The following is a 24,484-nucleotide window of genomic DNA, read 5'->3' on the forward strand; positions in this document are numbered from 1 at the left end:
CTCCGCCGGCCCGGAACGCTCCTCGCCGCGGTCCACACCTGGTCCTCCACCCAGCCATGCGCGGACGGCCTCTGCTCCAGATACCCGGCCAGCTTCTCCGGACAACGCGGGGACAGACGACACCGCGATCCGCTCGGGCCACGGGAGGCCAGAGCCTGCACGGCGCCGTCCCGCCACAACTGCTGCCACAGATAGGCCGACTTCACGCTCACCCGCAGGCGCCGTGCCACCTCCGACGGTTTGAGAGCTCGCCCGCGGCCACTGCCGTGCCGAAGTAACGGCCAAGGCGCCGGCAGAAACGGCCCCTTCGCCAGCGTGAGCCCGTGCCTTCGGGGGTTACGGCGAGCCGGTGTCATTCGGCCCTGATGTTGTCCACGTACACGATGCCCTTGGTGGCCGCACCGCTCCCGTGGACGAGGTACAGATTGAACGCCGTCACCTCGGCGAGGTGAGCCGCATCGAGCACGGCTCCGGCGTGTTCGGTGTCCCAGGGAGCGGGCGTGAATTCGCTGAAGGGTGCCCTGACCTCCTGCCCGCTCGTGTCGGACAGCGGAACCTGGTACCAGAAATCGACACCGCCGGCGACGATCTGGAGCGCCCCGCCGTTCGCGGAACCGTCGCCCCGCAACCACAGCGCAAGGGACGTGAAGGCGGACCAGTCCGCGTCGACCGGCTTGCCTGCGCCGGTGTACTCGGAGCCGGTGAAGTCGTACGCGCAGGCCAGTCCGTAGGAGCCCGAAGACTTGTGGTCGGCCGACAGGGTGAGGGTGTGGGAGTTGACATGGGTGTACGCCTGGCTCAGGGCGGTGTCGTCTCCGGCGTATCCCTCGAAGTCGTCGACCCAGCCGGCAGGCAGGGGTGCGACCTCGCCGAGGAGGACCACGGCCGAGTCGGTGAGCGTCTCGCCGTCCAACCGTGTGCTCACGGTGAGGGTCACCGAGCGGTTGTTCCGCAAGGCCGGGTCGATCGACCAGTCGCCCGAGTAGAAGCCGTCGGCGTCGAGGCACAGTCGTCCGGCGCGTCCGCCGTCCACGGAGTAGGTGACCCGGCTCGCCCTCGCGGGCGTGACACGCACCCGGACGGTGGTCTTGGAGGCCGCTACGCGCTGCCGGTCCGTCGGGGTCACGAGGTGCAGGAACGGGGCGTTCCTGACAGCGGTGGTGCGAGCGGAGTACACCCCCCGGAGATCGGCGGCGAACAGGGTGTAAGGGTCCTGGTGGTAGGCGACGAAGTCCGGCAGCAGGACGTGGCCCGGGTACGGGACGTAAGCACGCTTGGTGCCTCCGAAATTGGCCCAGGTGAGCATGTACGTCACCTGACGGGCCAGCGGGTCCGCCTGGATGGCCCGCGACAGCTGGGTGAACCACTGGGGGTTGCGGACCTCGGTGCCGCCCTCCCCGAACTCGGTGAAGGCCGGGGCCTTGCCTCGCTCGTTCGCCAGCCGGACCACCATCGCCAGATCCTTCACCACTCCGTCCAGCCAAGGGGTCGGTCCGGCGTTTTCGTCGTACGAGTCGTAGCCGAGGACATCGACGAAACGGTCGCCGGGGTAGGTCTTCAGGTAGCCGGCCGGGTCACCTGCGAAACCCGAGTTGGGCGAGTACGCGTAGAGCAGGTTGTGGACGCCCCTGGTGTCGCGCAGGTACTCGACGGTGTAGCGGAACAGCTCGATGAACTCGGCCGGGGTGGTGTGGCCGGCGCCCCACCAGAACCAGGCTCCGTTGTTCTCGTGGAAGGGGCGGAAGACGACCGGGATGGCGGTGCCGTCCGGGCGCAGTGCGCGCTTGACCGCCTTTGCGATGCGGTCGAGGAACGCGTTGAATTCCGCGTGCTTCGCGCCGCCGGGAAGGATCTGGCTGACCACTCGGCCCGTTGTGTCGTAGAAGTTCTCGCCGGTGACGAAGTTCGGCATGTGAGCGCTGAGGGTGTTGATCCCGCCGCGTGCGTCCCCCTGCCGGATGCACCGGCTGAGCGCGGCGATGTTCTCGGCTTCGCTTCCGCCCTCGGCGCCGGGACGCTCGTCGCCGTCCAGGATGAGGGTGTCCCAGCCGAAGACCGCGGGGTGGTCACCCACCGCCGCCCGGGTGTCGGACGCCCTGCCGTCGGGGGTGGTGAAGGTGAAGCCATAGGTGAGGTCGTGTTGGTGGCCGAACAGGATGCCTTTGCCCTGCTGCCGCTTCAGATACGCGAACAGCGCGCGGGTGGCGGGGGTCGCCTCGTCGTCGACGATCCGGACCGGCGTTGGCGCGCCGGCGAGCGCCGTGGGAGAGGTCGCCGCGGCGGCCGCCGATGTTCGGGCGCCGGCTGCCGCGGCGACCGCGGCACCGAGGAGGATGAACGTGCGACGGTTCAGGGGAGAGCTGGGCATGTACGTCTCCGTTTGACGTGGCGATCTCTCGCCAAGGGGAGGTGAGCCCCTCGGGGGCCGGGGTGCACCGCGCCGAGGGCTGTCGCGGGCTGCCCTCGTATATCGCGAACAACCTTGATTTCGCAGGGTAGTTGGGAGCGAGGCCCAAGCGCTTGGAGCGCCCCCGGTTCACGCTGTGCCCCGGTCTGTCGCGCGCGACTGGGTGGACAGTGGCCGGGGCCGGCGCCCCTTGACCGGTCACGTCGTGGTGGCCGGGCCGGGGTGAGGGCGGTGGTCATCATCTGTCCGCAGCCAAAGCCGAGTGACTGCTGGATACGGCGGTCCCGGCAGGTTCGGCCGAGTTCACCCGCCACGCCGAACCTGAAGGACAACGCCAAGGCCATGGCCGCGCGCGAAAACGATTTCTCTCTCGACAGCGGCGTCGCGTGATCACGTCGTCAACCCGGGGTCCGTGGGCGCCACCCCGCCGCCTGGGTCACTGACTTCCAGGGTCCGTTGTGACAGGCGTCACCCGCTGGAGATCAGCCCAGCGTGTGGGCGGTTTTTTCGGCCAGGGAAGCCGTGGCGGGCTGCTCGCTCATACAGGGAGGCTGTAGGGGGTTTACGTGCGAGCCTTGACGGGTCAAGATGGCGCAGCGGAAGTGAGCAATCATTTTCTCATCGATGTCGTAGGACATGGATCTGTGTGGCTTCGATGGGGGCACAGAGGGGGTCCACTGTTCACTGTTCCGAACGGTGATCGATATCCCGAACAAGCAGGTTGCTCGCCGCCCCAGATCATCCACAACGCACGAAGGACGACCTGTGCACGCAGAGCATGTTGCATCGACGAGCCTCGACCACTGTGTCGTGGGGGTGGACTTCGGCACCCTGTCAGGGCGGGCTGTGGTGGTCCGCGTCCGGGACGGCGCCGAGTTGGGCGTTGCGGAGCACCCGTACCAGCACGCCGTTCTCGACCGGGAGCTGCCCGACGGTACGCCGCTGCCCCCTGACTGGGCCCTGCAGGTGCCCTCGGACTACACCGACGTCCTGCGCACCGCCGTACCCGAGGCTCTCGCCCGCGCCGGAGTGCGGCCGGAACAGGTGATCGGCATCGGCACCGACTTCACCGCCTGCACTGTCCTGCCGGTGCTCGCCGACGGCACGCCCCTGTGTGAGCTGCCCGAGTACTCCGCCCGTCCGCACGCCTACGTCAAGCTGTGGCGCCACCACGCGGCTCAGGGCCAGGCCGACCGGATCAACGCGCTGGCCGCCGAGCGGGAGGAACCGTGGCTGGAGCGGTACGGCGGGAAGATCTCCTCTGAGTGGGAGTTCGCCAAGGCGCTGCAGGTCCTGGAGGAGGACCCGGAGATCTACCAGCGCACCGAGCGCTGGATCGAGGCGGCGGACTGGATCGTCTGGCGACTGTGCGGAGCGTATGTCCGCAACGCCTGCACGGCCGGCTACAAGGGCCAGTACCAGGACGGGAGGTACCCGTCACCGGACTACCTGGCTGCCCTGCACCCGGACTTCGCCGCTTTCGTCACCGACAAGCTGGACCAGCCGATCGGTCAACTGGGTGAGGTGGCCGGACAGTTGACCGCCGAGGCCGCCGCCTGGACCGGCCTGCCCGAGGGCATCGCGGTCTGCGTCGGCAACGTCGACGCGCACGTGACGGCCCCGGCGGCGGTCGCCGTGGAGCCCGGCCAGATGGTCGCCATCATGGGCACCTCCACCTGCCATGTGATGAGCTCCGACCAGCGCGGCATGGTCCCCGGCATGTGCGGTGTCGTCGGCGGCGGCATCCTGCCCGGACTGTGGGGCTACGAAGCCGGACAGAGCGGCGTCGGCGACATCTTCGCCTGGTTCATCCGCACCAGCCTGCCCGCCGAGTACGCCGAACGTGCCGCGGCCGCCGGCCAGAGCCCGCACGAGTACCTGACCGAGCTCGCGGCCGGGCAACGCGTCGGCCAGCACGGCTTGATCGCCCTGGACTGGCACAGCGGCAACCGGTCGATCCTGGTCGACCACGACCTCAGCGGCATCGTCGTGGGCCAGACCCTGTCCACCCGACCCGAGGACGTCTACCGCGCCCTGCTGGAGGCCACCGCCTTCGGCACTCGCACCATCATCGACGCCTTCGAGGACGCCGCGGTACCCGTACGGGAACTGATCATCGCGGGCGGCCTGACGAAGAACGCCCTGCTCATGCAGATCTACGCCGATGTCACCCGCCGCCCGCTGGGTGTCATCGGCTCCGCCCAGGGCCCGGCGCTCGGCGCCGCGATGCACGCCGCGGTCGCCGCCGGGGCGTACCCCGACATCCGCGCCGCAGCGCACGCCATGGGCAAGGTCCGGCGCGGGGTCTACCAGCCCCACCCCGAGCGTGCCGCGGCCTACGAGCGCCTGTACGCGGAGTACCGGGTGCTGCACGACTACTTCGGCCGCGGCACCAACGACGTCATGCACCGCCTGCGCCGCATCCGCGCCGAAGCGTCCGCCTGAGCCTTCGCACAGCCCGGCAACGCCCCGCCGGCTCGCACCACCTGAACGTCTGGAAAGGAACCCACCATGAGCACACCAGCCCAGCCCTACGCCGACCAGGAAATCTGGTTTCTCACCGGCAGTCAGGGCCTGTACGGCGACGACGTCCTGCGTCAGGTGGCCGAGCAGTCCCGGAGCATCGCCGAAACCCTCGGGCGGCCCGGCAAGGTCCCCGTCCGGATCGTGTGGAAGCCGGTCCTCACCGACGCCGACTCGATCCGCCGGATGTGCCAGGAGGCGAGCGCCTCCGACACCTGCGTGGGTGTGATCGTGTGGATGCACACCTTCTCGCCCGCGAAGATGTGGATCGCCGGGCTCAGCGCCCTGGACCGGCCCTTGCTGCACCTGCACACCCAGTACAACCTGTCGCTGCCCTGGCCGAACATCGACATGGACTTCATGAACCTCAACCAGGCCGCCCACGGCGACCGCGAGTTCGGCCACATCGAGTCCCGCGTCGGCGTCGACCGCAAGATCGTCGCCGGTCACGCCACCGACCCGAGGGTCGTCCGGCGCATCGCCGCCTGGGCCCGCGCCGCCGTCGGCCGCCACGCCTCACGCACCCTGCGCCTCGCCCGCTTCGGCGACAACATGCGCGACGTCGCCGTCACCGAGGGCGACAAGGTGGAGGCACAGCTGCGGTTCGGCTTCTCCGTCAACACCTACGCCGTCAACGACCTGGTGGCCGTCGTGGACCAGGTCGAGGACAAGGCCGCCGCCGAACTCGCCGCCGAGTACGTGGAGTCGTACGACGTCGTCTCGGCCCTGCGCCCCGGCGGCGTCCGCCATGACTCCCTGCTGTACGCGGCCCGTCTCGAACTGGGCCTGCGGGCCTTCCTCACCCAGGGCGGCTTCACCGCCTTCACCACCAACTTCGAGGACCTCGGCGGCCTGCGCCAACTGCCCGGCATCGCCGTCCAGCGCCTCATGGCCGACGGCTACGGCTTCGGCGGCGAAGGCGACTGGAAGACCTCCGCCCTGCTGCGCACGATGAAGGTCATGGGCCTCGGCCAGGCCGGCGGCACCTCCTTCATGGAGGACTACACCTACCACCTCGGACCCGGCACCCCCCGCGTCCTGGGCGCCCACATGCTGGAGGTCTGCCCGTCCATCGCGGCCGGCCGCCCCCGCTGCGAGATCCACCCCCTGTCCATCGGCGGCCGCGAGGACCCGGTCCGCCTCGTCTTCGACGCGGCGCCCGGCCCCGCAGTCGTCGTCGGACTGTCCGACCTCGGCGACCGCTTCCGGCTCACCGCCAACGCCGTCGACGTCATCGCCCCCAGCGAGCCGCTGCGCAGCCTTCCGGTCGCCCGGGCGGTCTGGAAGCCGCGCCCGTCATTGGCGGAGTCGGCCGAGAACTGGTTGCTGGCCGGCGCCCCGCACCACACCGTGCTCAGCTCGGCCGTCGACCTGGAGACCCTCACCGACTACGCCGCCATGACCGGCGTCGAGCTGCTGACCATCGACGAGAACACCAGCACTGATCAGTTCAGCAAGGAAGTCCGCTGGAACGCCGCGTACCACCGTCTGGCGCAGGCCCTGTGATCCCCCGTAGCGAAGGAGACGACCGATGAACGTGCGCGTCCGCGACGGGCTGCGCCAGGAGGTCCTGGAAGCGAACCTCGCCATCCCGCAGGTCGGTCTGGCGACCTTGACCTGGGGCAACGTCAGCGGGGTCGACAGGGAGGCCGGGGTCTTCGTCATCAAGCCCTCCGGCGTCCGCTACGAGGATCTGGCCCTCGACGACCTGGTGACCGTCCGTCTCTCCGACGGCGTGATCGTCGACGGCCACCTGCGCCCCTCCACCGACACCGAGACCCACCGCTGCCTGTACCTGGCGTTCCCGTCCATCGGCGGGGTCACCCACACCCACTCCACCCACGCGGTCGCCTTCGCCCAGGCCCGCCGGGACATCCCCGTCCTCGGCACCACCCACGCCGACACCTTCAACGGCCCCATACCCTGCACGCCGGACCTGACCGCCGAACAGTGCGCGAAGGACTACGAGTACAACACCGGCCACGTCATCGTGGAAATGCTGGAGAGGGACGACCGCAGGGCGAGCGAGGTCCCCGGCGCCCTGGTCGCCAATCACGGCCCGTTCACCTGGGGCGCCGGCGCCCGCAAGTCCCTGGAACACGCGATCATCTGCGAGGCCGTCGCCGACATCGCCCTGCACACCCTGTCCCTCTTCCCGACGGCTCCGCCGCCTCCGCACCTCCTGACCCGGCACTACACCCGCAAACACGGCCCCGACGCCTACTACGGCAACCCGGACCCAGGGCTCACCACCTCGGTGTGACCGCCGTACCCGCAACCTCTCCGGGGCGGGCTTCATCCGATCCGCCGTGGTCGGAGGCAGCCCGCCCCTTCGTGTGCCTTCGTGTGCCTTCGCGTTCCCGGCCGCAGGCCGGACCTGCGGTGACGACGGCAAAAGGGAGCTCGACGCCGGTCCGGGGGCGTGAGCGGCGTCCTGGCACGACCTCGGGGTACGTCCTGGGGCGTGCTCCCGGGCCCCTGGGCACCGGCTTCCGCCAGGGCGGAGACCTCGGCGAAACGGTGCCGGCACCCGCACGCAGGCGCCGGCCGGCCGCGGACGTGCGGGAGCAGACCTGGGGTGTTCTCGCGAAGGGCTCGTCGAACGGTCGACGGACGCAGGACACGGCTCCGGCTCGTCCCTCGGCGGGGGTGGCCCCTCGTGCGGAACCGGCCGCAACCAGGTGGGTGCGGCCGTGCCTGAACGCCCCTCGCGGCGGCTCAGCCCGATTCGTGCGGCGGCTCAGCTCGATTCGCGGACGACGAGGCGGCAGGGGACGGTGCGCACGCCTGGCTCCGGGTTGCCGCCGATGGCGTCCAGCAGCCGCAGCGCGGCCTGTCGGCCGATCTCGGCGAGGTCCGTGTCGATGGTGGTGAGAGGAGGGCGGCACGCCAGGGCCATGACATCCCAATTGTCGTAGCCCACGACCGCCACCTTGCCGGGGACATCCACGCCGTTCTCACGCAGGCTGTCGGCGACGCCCCTGGCGATCTGGTCGTTACCGCAGAAGAAGGCGTCCGTGTCCGGTGCGGTACGCAGGATCGCCTCGGCGGCGCGGCGCCCCCATGCTTCGCTCCACTCGCCGAAGTGGACCCGGCCGGTGGAGAGCTCCAGCGAGACGCGTTCGAGCTGCTCGACGGTGTGCTGGGCGCGGTCGCGGGCGGCCGCGTGATGTGCCGGGCCGGTGACATGTGCGATCCGGGTGCGGCCCGTCGTCAGCAGATGCTCGACCGCCAGCCGCGCTCCGCTGCGGTCGTCGGACACGACCGACATGTCGTCCTGGTCGGTGGACGGCGAGAGCGCGTAGACCGTCGGTATCTGCTCGATGCCCGTCAAAGGAGGGCGTGGGTCGGTGCGCCGGCCGGTCACGATGATGCCGTCCACCCGGCGGTCCATGAGGTTGCCCAGGTGGTGCTGCTCACGGATGGCGTCGCCACGGGTGTCGCACAGCAGCACGGAGATCTTCCCGGCCCCGAGAGCGTCCTCGGCGCCGAGCAGCACAGGGGTGCTGAAGCGGCCGATGCCGTCGGTCGTCATCAGCCCGACAGTCCAACTGCGGCCCGTATGCAGGCTCTGCGCATTCTGGTTGGGCCGGAAATCCAGCTCCTTGACGGCGGCCAGGACGCGCTCCCGTGTCTCGGGCCGCATCCTGCCGCTGCCGTTCAGCGCTTTCGAGGCCGTCCCGACACTGACGCCGGCCAGCTTGGCGACATCGGCGAGCTTCGCCCGCCCGGCTTGGGGAGACCCTGGAACGGCGGCCACGCGCAATCCTTTTCCTAGATTTCGTCAGTGATTCACATCCTGGCATCGTTCCCGTGCGCTGACCAGTCCCGACAGCAAGCCGGAAAAAGTTCCCCGGCCCTCTTGACGGCTGCTCCTGAGCTACCTACGTTTCCCGGCAGAAAAACGTTTGCTCAAACGGGTTCGACAAGCAGAGCACCCGCCAGTCGCGACATCCGACGTGCGCCGGACTCTACCCGTTCCCCCATCTACCTCTTCGGAGAGCCATGTCCCGCCCGCGTTCCGCCGTGCCCTCCTCCACGCCCTCGGCCTCGTCCGAAGCGGGGCACGCCCCCATGGGCCCGATTCGCCCCGGTCCAGGTGCCAAGGCCGCACTGGCCCCCGCCTTCGTCGAGGTGAGCGCCGGCTTCTGGGGCACCCGGCGGGAGGTGAACTCGCGCACCTCCATCCCGCAGGGCCCCGGCCTGCTGGAGTCGGCGGGGAACCTGCACAACCTGCGGGTGGTGGCGGGCACCGCCGAGGGCGAGTTCCAGGGCGCGTACCCGTTCGTGGACTCGGACGTCTACAAGTGGCTGGAGGCCGCGGCCTGGCAGCTCGCCCAGGAGACGTCCGAGGACGACGGGCCGCTCGCGACCGACGTGGAACGGATCGTCTCCCTCGTCGCGGACGCGCAGCAGCCCGACGGTTACCTGAACACGTGGTTCCAGCTGCTCAAAGGTGGTGAGCGGTACAAGGACCTGCGCTGGGGGCACGAGCTGTACTGCGCCGGACACCTGATCCAGGCCGCGGTGGCCCACCACCGGGCCACCGGACGCCCCGAGCTCCTCGACGTGGCCGTGAGGTTCGCCGACCACATCGACAGCGTCTTCGGCCCCGCGGACAGCGGAAAGCCCCTCGACGGCATCGACGGCCACCCCGAGGTGGAGACCGCCCTGGTGGAGCTGTACCGGGAGACCGGTGAACGCCGCTACCTGGACCTCGCCGGCTACTTCGTCGACCGCTTCGGCCACGGTGCGCTCGGCGGCGAGGCGTACTGCCAGGACCGCGTCCCGCTGCGCGAGGCGACCGACGTCGAAGGGCACGCCGTACGCCAGTTGTACCTGCTGGCCGCCGCGACCGACCTGGCGACCGAGACCGGGGACGCGGAACTGCGCGCCGCCGCCGAACGGCTGTGGGTCGCGATGACCACCACCAAAACCCACGTCACCGGCGGACTGGGCGCCCACCACGACGAGGAGGACTTCGGCGACCCGTACGAACTGCCCAACGAGCGCGCCTACTGCGAGACCTGCGCCGCCATCGCGTCCATCCAGTGGAGCTGGCGCATGGCCCTGCTCACGGGCGAGGCCCGCTACTCCGACCTCATCGAGCGCACCTTGTACAACGGCTTCCTGGCCGGGGTGTCGCTGGACGGCGAGCGCTGGCTGTACGTCAACCCGCTCCAGGTCCGCGACGGCCACACCGACCCCGGCGGGGACCAGTCGGCCCGCCGCACCCGCTGGTTCAAGTGCGCCTGCTGCCCGCCCAACGTGATGCGCCTGCTGGCCTCTCTGGAGCACTACCTCGCCAGCGGGGACGCGGGCGGCCTGCAGATCCACCAGTACGTCACCGGCCGTTACACCGCCGACCGCATCTCTGTCCGCTGCGAGACCGACTACCCCTGGCAGGGCGTGATCGCACTGACGGTGGAGGAAGCCCCGGCGGACCGGCCCTGGACCCTCTCGCTGCGTATCCCGCAGTGGTGCGGCGAGTTCCGCGTCCGGTGCGGGGACACGGCGTACGACCAGACCGACGCACCGGTCAGCGACGGCTGGCTGCGACTGGAGCGCGCCTGGGCGCCGGGCGACGAGGTCGTCCTCGACATCGGCCTGGACCCCCGCCTCACGGCCGCCGATCCGCGGGTGGACGCCGTACGCGGCTGCGTGGCGATCGAACGCGGACCGCTCGTGTACTGCCTGGAGCAGGTCGACCACCCCGGCGGCGGCCTGGACGACATCGTCCTCGACACCACCCGCCCACTCGCGGTGCAGCACCGTCCGGACCTGCTCGGCGGAGTCACCACCGTCGTGGCCACGGGGCACCGTCGGCAGATTCCCGACGTCGGCTGGTGGCCGTACCGGAACGCGGAGGCCGCCGACGCGCCGCCCGCCGACGCGCCCCTCGAACTGACCGCGATCCCCTACTACGCGTGGGCCAACCGCCAGGACGGCAGCATGCGCGTCTGGCTGCCCACCTCCTGAACCCCACGCCCCCTGTCCCCCTCCCCCGGCTCCCTGTGAAACACCCCGAGACAACGAGGTCACCATGAGAAGCACCCGCCGTACCCTGATCGCCGCCATCGCCGCCATCGGCGCGCTCACCTCCGTAGCAGCATGCGGCGGTGGTTCCGACTCCTCCGGGTCCGGCTCGGCCAAGGCCGGCGGCACGTACACCTTCTGGGACCCGTACCCGCAGTTCGACGCCTCCTCCGCCTGGGGCAAGCTCGTCAGCAAGTGCGGCAGCGACGCCGGGGTCAAGGTCAAGCGCACCGGCATGGACACCACTGACCTGGGCAACAAGGCGCTGCTCGCCGCCCAGCAGGGCAACGCCCCCGACGTGATGCTCGTCGACAACCCGGTCGTGTCCACGATGGTGGAGGCGGGAATCCTCAACAAGACCAGTGACATCGGCCTGGACACGAAGGCGATCCAGAAGAACATCCTCGGCGCGGGAGAGATAGACGGCGCCTCCTACGGTGTGCCGATCGGCGCCAACACGCTGGCCCTCTACTACAACAAGAAGGTCCTGTCCGCCGCGCACGTCGACCCCGCCTCCATCAAGGACTGGGCCTCGCTGACGGCAGCCCTGAAGAAGGTCAAGGAGGCCGGAAAGAAGGGCATCACCTTCTCCGCGATCAACACGGAAGAGGGCAGCTTCCAGTTCCTGCCCTGGTTCTGGGGCGCCGGCGGCGACCTCACCAAGCTGAACTCGGACAAGGGCGTGGCCGCGCTGTCCCTGTGGAAGCAGTGGGTCGGATCCGGGTACGCGCCCAAGGACGTCCTGCAGAACACGCAGACCACCAGCTGGCAGGAGTTCGCCACCGGCGACTACGCCTTCGCCGAGAACGGCACCTGGCAGCTCGGCAACGCGGCCAAGGCGGGCTTCGGCTACGGCGTCATCAGCATCCCCGGCCAGAACGGCGGCTCGGCACCCGTGCCGACCGGCGGCGAGTTCGTCACGGTCCCCGTGCAGAAGGACACCTCGCGCTACGACGTCAGCAAGAAGATCGTCACCTGCCTGACCAACTCCGCCAACCTGCTGACCACGGACAACACCCTGACATACGTCGCCCCCACCGCGACGGTGCAGGCCGAGCAGATCAAGTCGAACCCCGAACTCAAGCCGTGGGTCACGGCGGTGGCCGCGGCACGCGGTCGCACCAGCGGCGGTCTGGGCACCAAGTACCCGACCATCTCGCAGCCGATGTGGACCGCCGTCCAGGCCGCCCTGTCCGGCAGCAAGAGCCCCAAGGACGCTCTCGACGCCGCACAGACGGCCGCCGGCAAGGGCAACTGACACCCGGCGCCCGCACGGCACGCCCCCGGGCGGCCCTGTCTCCGAGAACCGCACGGCACCCGCAACCGCCCGGACACCAGCACGCCCCGGGCAGGCCACCCGCACCCAGGAGTTCGCATGACCACCGCCCGCCTCGACCACCGCTCACCGCGGTCGACGGTCAAGTTCGCGGCGACCGGCACCGTTGACCGGACGGACGCCTCGCTGTTCCGGCGCCGACAGCGCCGCAGGAGCCGGCTCACGGCGTTGGCCTTCCTCGCCCCGCTGGCCCTCTACCTCGCCGCCTTCTACGTCTACCCCCTCTACCGCAACCTCGACCTGAGCCTGCGCGACTACACGGTCCGGTCGTTCGTGGCGGGCGACGCGCCCTTCTCCGGGCTGGACAACTTCAGGACCGTCCTCGACGATCCCACGTTCGGCCCGGCGATGCTCCACACCATGATCTTCACCTTCGTGTCGATCGTGTTCCAGTACGTGGCCGGGCTCGCCCTCGCAGTCTTCTTCAACCGGCACTTCCGACTGGCCGGCACACTCCGGGCCCTCTTCCTGATTCCCTGGCTGCTCCCGCTGATCGTGTCGGCGTCGACCTGGTCATGGATGCTCAACAGCGAGTCCGGCGTCGTCAACTACGCCCTCCACCTGGTGGGCGTGTCCCCGGTCAACTGGCTCAACTCCCCGGACTGGGCGCTGACCTCGGTCATCGTCGCCAACGTCTGGATCGGCATCCCGTTCAACCTGGTCATCCTCTACAGCGGCCTGCAGAACATCCCCGGCGAGCTGTACGAGGCCGCGGCCCTGGACGGGGCGAGCGCCTGGCAGCAGTTCCGGCGCATCACCTTCCCGCTGCTGCGGCCGGTGTCAGCGATCACCCTGCTGCTCGGTCTCGTCTACACCCTCAAGGTGTTCGACCTGATCTGGATCATGACCAAGGGCGGCCCTGGCGACGCCTCCTCCACCCTCGCCACCTGGTCCTACCAGCTCGGGTTCGGCACCCTGCTGCCGAAGTTCGGACCCGGGGCCGCCGTCGGCAACATCCTCATCCTCATCGCCCTCGTGTTCGGGCTGCTGTACATCCGCGTCCAGAAGAGGCAGGAATCGTGAAGTCCCGTACCGGATCCCGCCGTTACACCGTCATCGGTCTGGTTCTCACCGCCGTGATGCTGTTCCCGGTGTACTGGATGCTCAACGTGTCCCTCACCCCGCAGCAGGACATGCGCAAGAGCCCGCCCGACCTGCTGCCCCTGCACCCCACGTTCGAGGGCTACCGGGCCGTGCTGAACGACCAGATGCCCTACCTCGGCACCAGCCTGCTCATCGGTCTGGGCACGGTCGTCCTCACCCTCCTTCTCGCCGCCCCGGCCGGCTTCGCACTGGCCAAGCTCAAGCCCTACGGCGGGGGACTCCTCGGCCTCGCCCTGCTGGTCGCCCAGATGATCCCCGGCATCGTCATGGCGATGGGCTTCTACGGCATCTTCCTCGACCTGGGTCTGCAGAACTCCTGGTGGGGCCTGATCATCGCCGACTCCACCATCGCCGTGCCCTTCGGCGTCATGATCTTCACAGCTTTCATGTCCGGTATCCCCGGCGAACTCATCGCCGCGGCCCGCATCGACGGCGCCGGCACCTTCCGCACCTTCCGGTCCGTCGTCCTGCCGGTAAGCCGCAACGCGATCGTCACGGTCTCGCTCTTCAGCTTCCTGTGGGCCTGGTCGGACTTCGTCTTCGCCAACACCCTCGACGGCGGCGGTGACTGGCGGCCGATCACCCTCGGCATCTACCACTACATCGGCAACAACAACCAGGAGTGGAACGCGATCATGGCCACCGCCGTCGTCGCGTCCCTGCCCGCGGCCGTCCTGCTCGTCCTCGCGCAGCGCTACGTAGCCGCAGGCGTCACCGCGGGCGCCGTCAAGGACTGATCCCACGATGACCTCCATCCGTGCCCCCCGGACCCGCAGGGACCGCGCTCCACCCCCCGTCCCGCCCGCACACCGTCCAGAGCTGCCACCCGTCACGAGGGCTTACGTCCCACGTAACCGGCCGGCCCCCGAGCCGTCGCCTCCCCCCGGCGCGCCGCGCCACCTGCACGTCCCCCTCCCGCCCAGGAGAGCCGCTGATGTCATACCTGAGCTCCCGCCACCGCCACAGAGGAACCCTCGGCCGCGCGAGCGCCGCCGCCCTCGCCACGGCCCTGGCCACCACCGCCCTCGTCCTGTCCGGCACTTCCGCCCAGGCCACCCCCTCCTCCTCCACCACGCTGGTCGTCAACGCCGCGCAGAACCTGCGGCCCGTCACCCACGTCGGCACCGGCAGCCTCTACGGCCTCGCCGACGACACCACGCCCGCCGACAGCCTGGTCACCCCGCTCAAGCCGAACACCTTCGTACAGATGGCCCCGGGCGGCAGCCAGCTGCCCAACGGCGAGCCGAAGCCCGCCGGTGACGCCCTGGTCGTCGCCCCGAAGGCGGCACGTGCCGGCGCCAAGGTGGTCGCACGGATGCCGGACTGGTACCCGGACTTCCCCTACAAGTGGGTCAGCATGAGCGACTGGCTGTCCGCCGTGGACAAGCAGATCGCCGCCGTGAAGGCATCCAGCGCCACCAACATCTCGGCCTGGGCCATCTGGAACGAGCCCGACCTGAACTGGGACACCACCCACGCCGGCCCCTTCGACACCGCCTGGAGCACGACCTACAAGGAGATCCGCTCCAAGGACTCCACCACCCCCATCCAGGGCCCCAGCTTCAGCTTTTACACCCACGCCAAGATGCAGACGTTCCTCCAGGACGCCATCGCCAACAACGCCGTCCCCGACGTGATCGCCTGGCACGAGCTGGGGGGCAGCTCGGGCATCGCCTCGCGCATCGCCGACTACCGCGCACTGGAGTCCAGCCTCGGACTGAGCCCCCGGCCGATCGACATCGAGGAGTACGGCAAGCCCGCGGAGATGGGCAACTCAGGTGCCCTCATCGGCTACGCCGCCAAGTTCGAGCGGGCCGGCGTCCGCGACGCCGAACTCGCCTTCTGGAACCACTACGGCACCCTCGGCGACACCCTCACCGACACCGGCGGCTCGCCCAACGGCTCGTACTGGACGTACAAGTGGTACGGCGACATGTCCGGCAACATGCTGGTCACCACGCCGCCCGCCCAGACGGGCATAGACGGGCTCGCGTCCTTGAACAGCGCGGGCAACCAGATCAGCGTCATCGCCGGCGGCTGCACCGGCTCCTGCGCCGTGAAGGTCAACGGCCTGTCCTCACTGTCGGCCTTCGGCAGCACGGTCCACGTGAAGCTGGAATACAGCCCCGACACCGGCCGTACGACCGCCTCTCCCGGCCCGATCACCATCTCCGACGCCGACTACACGGTCTCGAACGGCTCCATCACCGTCCCGGTGACGATGAACGCCAGCGACGGCTACCACCTGGTCATCACCCCCAGCGGCACGAACACCTCCCTGGCCGGCCGCTACCAGATCACCAACAAGAACAGCGGCCTCGCCCTCGACACCCTGAACGCGGGCACCGCCCAGGGCACCTCGGTCGTCCAGGCCACGTCCACCACCGGCACCGACGAGAACTGGACCCTGGTTTCCGCCGGCCAAGGCCTCTACAAGATCGTCAACCAGAAGAGCGGCCTGGTGCTCGGCATCAACCAGATGAGCACCAGCGACGGCGGCACGGCTCTGATCTGGGGTGACAACGGCACCGCCGACCACCTCTGGCAGCTCATCCCGGCCCCCGGCGGCTACTACAAGATCGCCAACTACAACAGCGGTCTCGTACTCGGCGTGGACCAGATGAGCACGACGTCCGGCGCGCAGGTCCTGCAGTGGGCCGACAGCGGCACTGCCGACCACCTGTGGAAACTCACTTCCCGCTGAGGCAACACCAACGGCCCCGCGTCCGCCTTTCCGGCGGGCGCGGGGCTGCTGTCTCTCCGGCCGGGTGCCTTCGGCTTCGGGGCGTTTGGGGCACCCCCGCGCCGGCTGATCCCCAGCGTGAACCGGGCCGGGTCGAACCGCGGGTCCCAGCGGATCCAGTGACAGGAAGAGAGCTCCCGGGTGCCAGGGGACACCCGGGGCGGGGAATGGTCAGGCGACGGTTCCGGTCACCGAGCCTGAGTTCTTCGTCACCTCGTACGTCACGGTGGCTCCGCTCCAGAAGTGGAAGACGAGAGTCGCCTGGGTGTTGTCACGCAGTGAGTTGACGAACTTGGAGGTGAGGAGAAGACCGTTGCCCGGGTAGTCGGGAGAGAATGCCTCGTTGAACTCCTGGTAGGGAGTCCAGTCGGTCGGGCCGGCGTTGCTGCCGTCGGCGTACTTGGCCTCCATGGTGGCCAGTTGGTCACCGCGGTATCGGGTGGGGATGGTGAGACCGCCGGCGTCACCGGTCGCGTCGGAGAGCACCGGCCTGTCATACGTGGTCACGTAGATCTTCCAGGGCAGACCCCGGGAGAAACGGGCCTCGATCGTCGCGTTGACCCCGTAGGCGCGGTCACCGGCGAGCCGGGTCAGCGCGGTGGCTGTGAACGTGAGCTGGTTGCCGGAGACGGTGTAGTCCCGGCCCCGGACGAGCTTTTTGCCGCCCTGCCACACGCCGCGGAAGGTGGTGCCGTTCGGGTTCAGGGTCAGTGTCCTGGCGGTGATCGCACTCGACTTCGCCAGGAAGACACGGTCCGAGGAGGCGGTGCCCGAGCGGGTTTTCCAGCTCGACTTGATCTGGTCGATCAGCTCGGGCTCACGCCACTGCAGCGTGGAGCGGTTCAGGAAGTTGTAGGCGTCCCACAGGGCCGTGGTCACCCCGGAGATGCGGGCCTCGTATCCGAACATCTCGAAGTACTTCAGTGCCTCGCCACGTTCGACACGCGGCGCGCGTTGGAAGTGGTCGGGGTACGACAACAGGCCGTACTCACCCAGGTAGACGGGGATTCCCTTGGAGACGAGGGTGTCGCGGAGCCGGGCGAAGTTGTCGGTCAGGTCCTTCTGCGCGGTGGCGTCGAACTGGGTGCCGCCGGCGATGTTCACGCTGAACGGGTACCAGCTGTAGTAGTGCACGGTGGCCACGAGGTGGGGGTCGTTCAGCGACTTCATCTCGCTCACCAGGGCGTCCAGGAAGACCTGGCCGGAATTGGTGTGCAGGCTGGGCAGGACGAGCAGACGGGTCGCGTTGTTGCCGCCGGACTGGCGCACCACGGTGTGGAAGGCGGTGTTCAGTTCGTCGTTGTACTGGATGCCCTGGGCGTCGGTGGTGTTGTTGAACTGCGGCTCGTTGTTGCTCTCGAAGAGCAGTCTCTTCGGGGAGTCCTTGAACTCGGCGGCGATCTGGGTCCAGGTGGCCTGGAAGCGGGCCAGGACGTTGTCGTGGTCGGTGGGCATGTCGGCGATCCACTGCCACGAGTCGTGATGGACGTTGATCACGACGTAGAGACCGTCGGCCAGCGCCCAGTCGACCACCTGCTTGACGCGTTTCATCCACGTCTCGTCGATCGTGTAGGGGGCGGTGGAGGACTGGTGGCCGCTCCAGGTGACGGGGATGCGGACGCTGCGGAAACCCTGGGCCTTGATGGTGTCGAACAGGGCCTTGGTCGCCGGTGGGTTGCCCCAGGACGTCTCGTCGGGGATGGCGTCCAGGGTGTTGCCGAGGTTCCAGCTGGGCTGCATCGCGGCCACGGTGCCCATCGGACTGAGCGCGATGTTCTTCGTCGCCGCGGACGCGCCCTCGTGGGACGGTACGGCGAACGCGGCGGTGCTGGTCAGCCCTATCGCGGCGACCAGCGCCAGCAGCAGACCGAGCACCCGGCCCGGGCCGCCTCTGCGCCGGTCGGTGGGGAGGTGCGTTCCCTTCATCTGTGACCTCTCTCTGTTGGCCGAGCGGGTTCCGCCCGCGGGGGGGATGGAGCGGCAGGCAGCAAGGGGGCGGGGCGTCTTCGGAAGCCGACGTGGTACCTCGGCTCGCCTCGCCGGTTCAGAGGCCGAGCGGCTCGTGGTCGAACCAGTCGAAGTGGACTGTGCCGGCCGCGGCGTACAGGCCGATGACCCGGCCGGTGAATCCGCCGGCCACCTCCGTCGACAGATAGCGGCCGTCGAGTGCGCCGAGTGCGGTGAAGGTGCCGTCCTGCTCCTCGACGCCGAACGTGAGGATGTCGGGACCGGTGCGGGGGCCGTTCGGAGGGGCGTCGGAGACGTCGAGGCGCAGAACCACGGGCCCGGCCGGCACGGGACGGGAAGCCACGACAGTGCGGAACGGTCCGACGCGGCTCAGGACGCGTACTTGGCCCTCGGCCGCCTCGATCTCGTAATGGTGCTCTTCGTCCAGGCGGACGGCGAGGCCGCCGCGCCCTTGGGCGGGGTCGATCAGGGTGCGCACCCGGCATGCCAGATGCTGCTGGCGGCGGCCGACGAACACGACGTCCGGCTCGTCCAGCGAGGCGCCGCGGGCGCGCAGCGTCAGCCAGCCGGCCCGCTCCTTGGTGGTGCAGTGCTCCTCCGGACGGTCGCGTACGGAGATCCACTGCGGCCGCAACCCGCTGAGGTCGAAGTCGTCCCGGTGGACCTCGGCGGGGCCGGGGACGAGCGGCCAGGCGGGCGCGGGCAGTTCGGGCGACACCTCTCCGACGACGGGCCAGCCGTCCACCCACTCCACGGGCGCCAGGAAGGTCTCGCGGCCCAGCACATGCCAGCCGGGCGTGCCACCCCGCGGCCGGACGCCCAGCAGCACCATCCACCACGAACCGTCGGGCCCCTGGACCAGGTCCGCGTGACCGGTGTTCTGGATCGGGCGGTGAGTGCCGCGGTGGGTGAGGACCGGGTTGGCCGGGCACGGCTCGAACGGGCCGGTGGGCGTGCGCCCGCGGGCGATCGAGACGGCGTGGCCGCGCTCGGTGCCGCCCTCGGCGATGAGCAGATACCAGTACGCGCCGATGTGGTACAGATGCGGCGCCTCCGGCGCCTGGGCGCCGGGGGTGCCGGCCCACACCGTGTGCGGAGGTCCGAACGTCTCGCCGGTGTACGGGTCGATACGGACCTGCGCGCCCCCGGCGACCGTGCACCAGCAGGTGCCGTCCTCGTCCCAGGCGAGATCCGGGTCGATGCCCTTCACCTCCGGCAGTCGGACCGGGTCGGACCAGGGCCCGGCCGGATCGGTGGCGGTGAACAGCAGGTTGCCCTCGCCCGCGGCCACGTTGGTGACGATCAGCCAGAAACGTCCGTCGTGGTGGCGCAGGGTGGGAGCGTAGATCCCGCCGGAGGACGGCATTGCGGCCGGCAGGCGCAGTTGGGTCGGCCGGTCCAGGGCGTTGCCGATCTGCGTCCAGTGCACCAGGTCGCGGCTGTGGAAGACGGGGATGCCGGGGAAGTACTCGAAGCTGGAGCAGACGAGGTAGTAGTCGTCTTCGACGCGGCAGACGCTGGGGTCTGGGTGGAAGCCTGGGATCACGGGGTTGGTCATGGTGGCGTCCGCACCCTGCGTTTCTGACATTGGACCAAGTCCCTTTCGTTCAGCGGGTCGTTGTCATGTGTCACCGGCGGTTCAGGGCGCTTCCGGCAGCGTGTGGGTGAGGCGGAGCAGCACGGTGGACGGAGGTGTGGGCAGCGTCAGCGTGAGGCCGGCGGCATCGGGGTTCCAGGCGGCGGCCTGGCTCGCGGTGAGGTAGAGGACGTCGACGCGAGCGGCGGAGCCGCGGAGGTTCGTTCTCCGCCCACAGCAGCTCCGCGCCCCCGATGGCCTCCGGACCGTCCGCGAGGCACCCCACGACCAGGGACGAGACCGATTCCAGGTACAGCGCGGCCTCCCCGCCGTTGCGCAGGACCACCTCGCTGCGCAGTACGGGCACCCCGTCCGGCGAGCGGTAGGTCACCTCCGCGACGAGCCCGGTTTCAGGGTCGCGGAGCTCGACGGTCAGCACGTGCCGGTCACCGTCGCGGGACACACGGTGCGCGCGGTGGCGCAGCCGTCCGCCGACGTACGAGTCGATGAGACACACGCTCGACCAGGCGCGGCCGCGGTGCCGTCCTCACCGACGTCGATCTCGATCTCCAGGGGCGCTTGGCCCTGAAGGAGAGCCTGCGGTGCGCCGGTCATGATGGCCTTTCTGGTAAGGGTCAGAACGCGCGGGGGCAGGCCCCGACGGCAAGGGAGGGACTCGGCGGGGAGTCAGGCGGTACGGAGCACCGCGCAGCCGCCGGGCGGCAGTTCGGACAATGTGTTGCCGGTGAGCAGGTCGTGGGCGGGCTCGGGCAGGGGCACGGGCTCGGGGCGGTGGTTGATCAGAACGCCCCAGCGACGGCCGTCCGGGGCGCGTCGCATGACGGCCTCGACCTGAGCGGGCAGGCCCTGCACCTCGGGACCCACCCCCGCCTCGTCGAGCAGCCGGGCGACCAGGGCGGCGTAGCCGGCGTCGTCCAGGCGGGTGGAGAGGTACCAGCCCTGTCCGGTGCCGAAGCGGTGACGGGTCAGCGCCGGGCTGCCGGCGAGCATGCCCTCGGCGTAGGCGGCGAGCGTTTCCGCGCCTTCGGCGCGAAGCGACTCGCTCCAGACGGTGCCGTGCGATCCGTCCGACAGGGCGATCCGCTCGTCCCGCCGCAGCGGCCGGTACTCCTCGACGCGGATGCCCAGCGCCTCGCGCAGCGGCTCGGCGGGGTAGCCGCCGAGGCGGGCGTGCATGCGGTCGTCGACGTATCCGCTCGCGTGCTGGACGAGGAGGGTTCCGCCGTCGGCGATGTAACGGCGCAGGTTCTCGGCCGCCCCGTCGGACAGGAGGAACAGGGCCGGTGCGATGACGAGCGGGAAGCGGCTCAACTCGTGCTCGGGGTGCGCGAAGTCGACGGTGACGCCGGCGTCCCACAGGGCCCGGTGCGCCCGGCCGAGTGCCGCGTGGTAGTCGAGGTCCGCCGAGGGAAGGCCGTCCACGCCGAGCGCCCACCAGGCGTCCGCTTCGTGCAGGACCGCCACCGAAGCGGAGACCGTCGATCCCGCCAGCTCGCCGAGCCGGGCGACCGCCTCGCCGACCTGCGCGACCTCACGGAAGATGCGACTGTCGGGGCCCGCGTGCGGGACCATCGCCGAGTGCCACGTCTCGGCGCCGGCCCGGGACTGCCGCCACTGGAAGAACAAGGCCCCCTCCGAACCGCGCGCGATGTGCCCGAGGGTGTGGCGCAGCATGTCCCCGGGCTCCTTGGCCAGGACCCGGTCGCGGTCGTAGACGGTACTGGTGCCCTGTTCCATCAGCAGCCAGGGGTGGCCGTCGCCCAGGGAGCGGGCGCGGTCGGCGTGGAAGGCGACGTCGACGGCGGCGTCCAGACCGGGTGAGGTGGGGTACTGGTCGGAGGTGACGACGTCGAGTTCGCGGGCCAGGGCCCACAGGTCGACGTTCTGGTAGGCGGGGAGCATCAGGTTGGTCGTCACCGGCCGGTCGCTGTGCGCGCGGATCGCGTCGCGCTGCTCGCGGTAGGCGGCAACGATCTCGTCCGACCAGAAGCGGTGGAAGTCCAGTGCCTGGCCGGGGTTCTTGTGCCATTGCGTCACGCGCGGCGGCAGCACCTGCTCCCAGGAGGTGTAGCGCTGGCTCCAGAAGGCTGTTCCCCAGGCCTCGTTGAGGGCGTCCAGCGAGCCGTGGCGGGTGCGCAGCCACACCCGGAAGGCGGCGGCGGTGTGGTCGCAGTAGCAGAGCGTGCCGTACTCGTTGTGGACGTGCCACAGGGCGACGGCGGGGTGGTCTCCGTAGCGTTCGGCCAGGGCGGAGGCGATCCGGCGGGCCGCGCTGCGGTAGGCGGGCGCGGTGAGGCAGTAGGTGTCGCGGCTGCCGTGGGTGAGGCGGGTGCCGTCCGGGGTGACCGGCAGCGCATGAGGGTGGGCCAGGGTGAACCAGGGCGGCGGGGAGGCCGTCGGGGTGGCGAGGTCGACGGCCACTCCGTTCGCGTGGAGGCGGTCGATGTGGGCGTCGAGCCAGGCGAAGTCGTAGCGGCCCTCGTCCGGTTCCAGCAGGGCCCAGGAGAAGATGCCTACGGTGGCCAGGTTGACCCTGGCCCGGCGCATCAGCGCGTCGTCCTCCTTCCACACCGGCTCGTCCCACTGCTCGGGGTTGTAGTCGCCGCCGAAAGCGAGGCCGCCCAGGCGGTCGGTCAGGCTGCGGGTGGTCATGACTGGTCCTCGGGAAGAAGGGACTCGGCAACTGCTGGGCGACTGCTCTGGCATACCGTCAGAGCGTCCCTCCTGACGGTGGTGAGGGAGCGGCTCCGCTCCAGCAGCGGGGATTGGGCGGGTGGAGCCGCTCCCGGTCACAGGGGGGCGCAGACGGGCGGCCGGTTCACCCCTTGATCGCGCCCGAGAGCACACCGGTGCGGAAGTTCTTCTGCCCGAACCGGCAGATGATCAGCAGCGGTAAGAGCGTCGGGACGACCACCGCCCTCTGCAGGGACAGCGGAGCCGTCTGTGCGTGCGTGGAGCCGAAGCCGGAGTCGACTCCCCTTCGCCGACGAAGTTTCCGCGGTTCAGCTCGTTGCTCAAGGCGGCGGTCCTTTCCTCCGGATCGTCGAAGCGCTTCACCTGGCCGGGAACGTTAATGACACGCTTCTTGCGAGACAAGGGGGCAGGCATCAAGAAAATTCCTTTGACCCAAGCCGTTGACAGCCTGTCGCTGGGATGCGAGCGTCGAAGCGCTTCGATAGCCCGCAACCAGCCTGCTTGAAGGTCCTCGTGGGTTCTTCGTCCCTGCCCGCCGCCCCGTCGTATTCCTGACATTCCCAGCACCAGCCGCCGCCGTTGTGCTCGATCTGCCACACCCACGCCGCCCGGTCATCGCCTCCGGCGCGGACACCGGCGCCATGGACAGCCCACGACGAGCGAACTGACCGATTCCAGGTGCAGCGTGTCCGGCCCTTCCAGCGCGACCGTGATCGGCCGACTGCGCGCGGCTCTGGAGCGCGGCCCCATCGACGAACAGGACGAACACGATCGCCGCCAGCACGTCGCGGTCACTTGCCAGCGCAGTCGGGGGTGGGGTCCTGCGCACCGCCCCTCCCCCGCCGCGGGCCCCGTTAGTCGGGGAAGGAGAAGTAGAGCGTCTCGCTGTAGAAGGACCCGAAGCGCCTCTGCCAGTCGGCTCGGACCGAGGCAAGCCAGTCGTCGTTCTGGCCGGCGATCGCCGCCTCGGCCTGGGCGACGGCATCGGGGATGTCCTCGGACACCAGACGCCGCACGCCCACTGTCGGGTCCTCGCCCGTCATCGAGATGATCTCCCCGGTCTCCAGGACGAAGTAACTCGCCTGCTGCTTGTCGAGGTGGGCCGTGGTCGTGGCAACGCAGTCGGCGAACTCGGCGTCGTCCTCCAGACCCTTGCCGACCGCGCGCAGGAGGCCGAGCAGCAGGGCCGCCCCGTCGGCATAGTCCGCGGCGATGCCGATCGGAGGGTTCCAGATCATGGACGGAACGACCGTCGTTCCGCGCCCCACCATGAGCTTGTGCGCGAGCGGGATGTCCCAGTTGTGCTCGGATATGCATCGGATCCGCTGGGGGATCTCCGCCTCGTTCGGCATCGAGTCCGCAGAGTAGAGGTATGAACGGTTCGCCATGGATGGCGACGCTAGCACCGGGGACCGACAACGCCGGCGTCGTCGGATCCTCGAGCGCGGTCAGAGCGCGCGGGAGGGTCGCGGCCCGGGTTCGGGCCTATTCGGCTGCCCCGACAGAGGTTTGCTGCCCGGCCGGCATGTCCGGAAGGCGGGCCCCAAGCGGCCGGCTCGTAGCCGAGGAGGACGGTCGGCCGCCGCTGCGGTGACCCGAGCGGCCACCTCGCGCGAGGTTTCCACCGGGTCGCCGTGCAGGCCGTGCGGGTCCTCCAGCCGGCGCGGGAATGCAACGTATACGGCCGCCTTACACACGCACCGCGGCCAGGAACTGGCCGCGGTGCGAGGCGGCAAACAGCAGCGGATCGGATGTGGCCCATGGTCACGTGCGACCAGCAGTCGTCTGACCGCCGCGTCGACGAGGGAAGGGACCCAGCAAACTGACGGCCCCTCAAGCAACCTCGAGCTGACAGTGAGCACCCTTTACGGCCAGGTGGGCGGCGGCGGGCCGCAGCAGGCGACGGCCCGGGACTGATCGGCGTCAGCGAGCGGTGCAACCGCAAGCACCGCTGCAAGTGCCACGAACAAGCCGAGTACAGCTTTGCGCACTGCTTCCTCCTGTAAGCCAGGTCTAACTAACGGTGAGCGCTTCACGGCCAACCGGGCGGATTCGGGCCGCAACAGGCGACGGCCC

General features: G+C 69.8%; 14 protein-coding genes and 1 pseudogene. 8 read left to right on the forward strand and 7 right to left on the reverse strand.

Annotation, left to right across the window (positions count from 1 at the left end):
- Positions 1-20 precede the first annotated feature (20 nt).
- Together AC0665_RS17610 and AC0665_RS17615 are read right to left on the reverse strand one after the other, a co-directional pair.
- Positions 21-245: pseudogene (locus AC0665_RS17610) on the reverse strand (IS630 family transposase); the annotation flags it as partial.
- A 107-nt stretch (positions 246-352) separates the two neighbouring features.
- Positions 353-2,368 (reverse strand): glycosyl hydrolase, encoded by a 2,016-nt coding sequence (locus AC0665_RS17615; protein ID WP_478610092.1) that lies wholly within the window; start codon positions 2,366-2,368, stop codon positions 353-355.
- 804 nt (positions 2,369-3,172) lie between these two features.
- On the opposite strand from AC0665_RS17615, the gene araB reads away from it, so the two are divergent.
- The 3 genes from araB to araD all read left to right on the forward strand — a co-directional run bounded on the left by araB (position 3,173) and on the right by araD (position 7,193).
- Positions 3,173-4,852 (forward strand): ribulokinase, encoded by a 1,680-nt coding sequence (gene araB / locus AC0665_RS17620; RefSeq protein ID WP_478610091.1) that lies wholly within the window; start codon positions 3,173-3,175, stop codon positions 4,850-4,852.
- A 66-nt stretch (positions 4,853-4,918) separates the two neighbouring features.
- Positions 4,919-6,436, forward strand: a complete 1,518-nt coding sequence (gene araA / locus AC0665_RS17625) for an L-arabinose isomerase (RefSeq protein WP_468405860.1) — start codon at positions 4,919-4,921, stop codon at positions 6,434-6,436.
- 25 nt (positions 6,437-6,461) lie between these two features.
- Positions 6,462-7,193 carry an L-ribulose-5-phosphate 4-epimerase AraD gene (araD, locus tag AC0665_RS17630; RefSeq protein ID WP_361938196.1) on the forward strand — a complete coding sequence of 244 codons (732 nt, stop codon included), beginning with the start codon at positions 6,462-6,464 and terminating at the stop codon, positions 7,191-7,193.
- A gap of 477 nt (positions 7,194-7,670) precedes the next feature.
- On the opposite strand, the gene AC0665_RS17635 is transcribed toward araD, so the two are convergent.
- Complete coding sequence (locus tag AC0665_RS17635) at positions 7,671-8,690, reverse strand: LacI family DNA-binding transcriptional regulator (protein WP_478610090.1); 1,020 nt, start codon at positions 8,688-8,690, stop codon at positions 7,671-7,673.
- Positions 8,691-8,935: 245 nt separating this feature from the next.
- Between AC0665_RS17635 and AC0665_RS17640 the strand changes: the two genes are divergently transcribed.
- From AC0665_RS17640 to AC0665_RS17660, 5 genes are all read left to right on the forward strand, one after another.
- Positions 8,936-10,909, forward strand: coding sequence for a glycoside hydrolase family 127 protein (locus AC0665_RS17640; RefSeq protein WP_478705290.1), 1,974 nt, complete (start codon positions 8,936-8,938; stop codon positions 10,907-10,909).
- Between the two features lie 64 nt (positions 10,910-10,973).
- Positions 10,974-12,224, forward strand: a complete 1,251-nt coding sequence (locus tag AC0665_RS17645; RefSeq protein WP_478705291.1) for a sugar ABC transporter substrate-binding protein — start codon at positions 10,974-10,976, stop codon at positions 12,222-12,224.
- Positions 12,225-12,341: 117 nt separating this feature from the next.
- Positions 12,342-13,325 (forward strand): carbohydrate ABC transporter permease, encoded by a 984-nt coding sequence (locus AC0665_RS17650; RefSeq protein ID WP_478610087.1) that lies wholly within the window; start codon positions 12,342-12,344, stop codon positions 13,323-13,325.
- The gene (locus AC0665_RS17655; protein ID WP_478705292.1) at positions 13,322-14,143 is read left to right on the forward strand and encodes a carbohydrate ABC transporter permease; all 822 of its coding nucleotides are present in this window, start codon (positions 13,322-13,324) and stop codon (positions 14,141-14,143) included. The genes AC0665_RS17650 and AC0665_RS17655 overlap by 4 nt, the downstream gene beginning before the upstream one ends.
- A gap of 197 nt (positions 14,144-14,340) precedes the next feature.
- The gene (locus tag AC0665_RS17660) at positions 14,341-16,110 is read left to right on the forward strand and encodes an RICIN domain-containing protein (protein ID WP_478705293.1); all 1,770 of its coding nucleotides are present in this window, start codon (positions 14,341-14,343) and stop codon (positions 16,108-16,110) included.
- A gap of 210 nt (positions 16,111-16,320) precedes the next feature.
- On the opposite strand, the gene AC0665_RS17665 is transcribed toward AC0665_RS17660, so the two are convergent.
- From AC0665_RS17665 to AC0665_RS17680, 4 genes are all read right to left on the reverse strand, one after another.
- Positions 16,321-18,075 (reverse strand): cellulase family glycosylhydrolase, encoded by a 1,755-nt coding sequence (locus tag AC0665_RS17665; RefSeq protein ID WP_478705294.1) that lies wholly within the window; start codon positions 18,073-18,075, stop codon positions 16,321-16,323.
- Positions 18,076-18,193: 118 nt separating this feature from the next.
- The gene (locus tag AC0665_RS17670) at positions 18,194-19,705 is read right to left on the reverse strand and encodes a glycoside hydrolase family 43 protein (RefSeq protein WP_478705295.1); all 1,512 of its coding nucleotides are present in this window, start codon (positions 19,703-19,705) and stop codon (positions 18,194-18,196) included.
- A gap of 675 nt (positions 19,706-20,380) precedes the next feature.
- Positions 20,381-22,366: a beta-galactosidase gene (locus AC0665_RS17675; RefSeq protein ID WP_478705296.1), complete on the reverse strand. Its 1,986-nt coding sequence runs from the start codon at positions 22,364-22,366 to the stop codon at positions 20,381-20,383.
- Between the two features lie 896 nt (positions 22,367-23,262).
- A complete protein-coding gene (locus tag AC0665_RS17680) occupies positions 23,263-23,796 on the reverse strand; it encodes a DUF7822 domain-containing protein (protein WP_478705297.1) in 534 nt (177 codons plus the stop codon).
- Positions 23,797-24,484 lie beyond the last annotated feature (688 nt).

It is taken from the genome of Streptomyces sp. NPDC043685, from assembly GCF_056436585.1.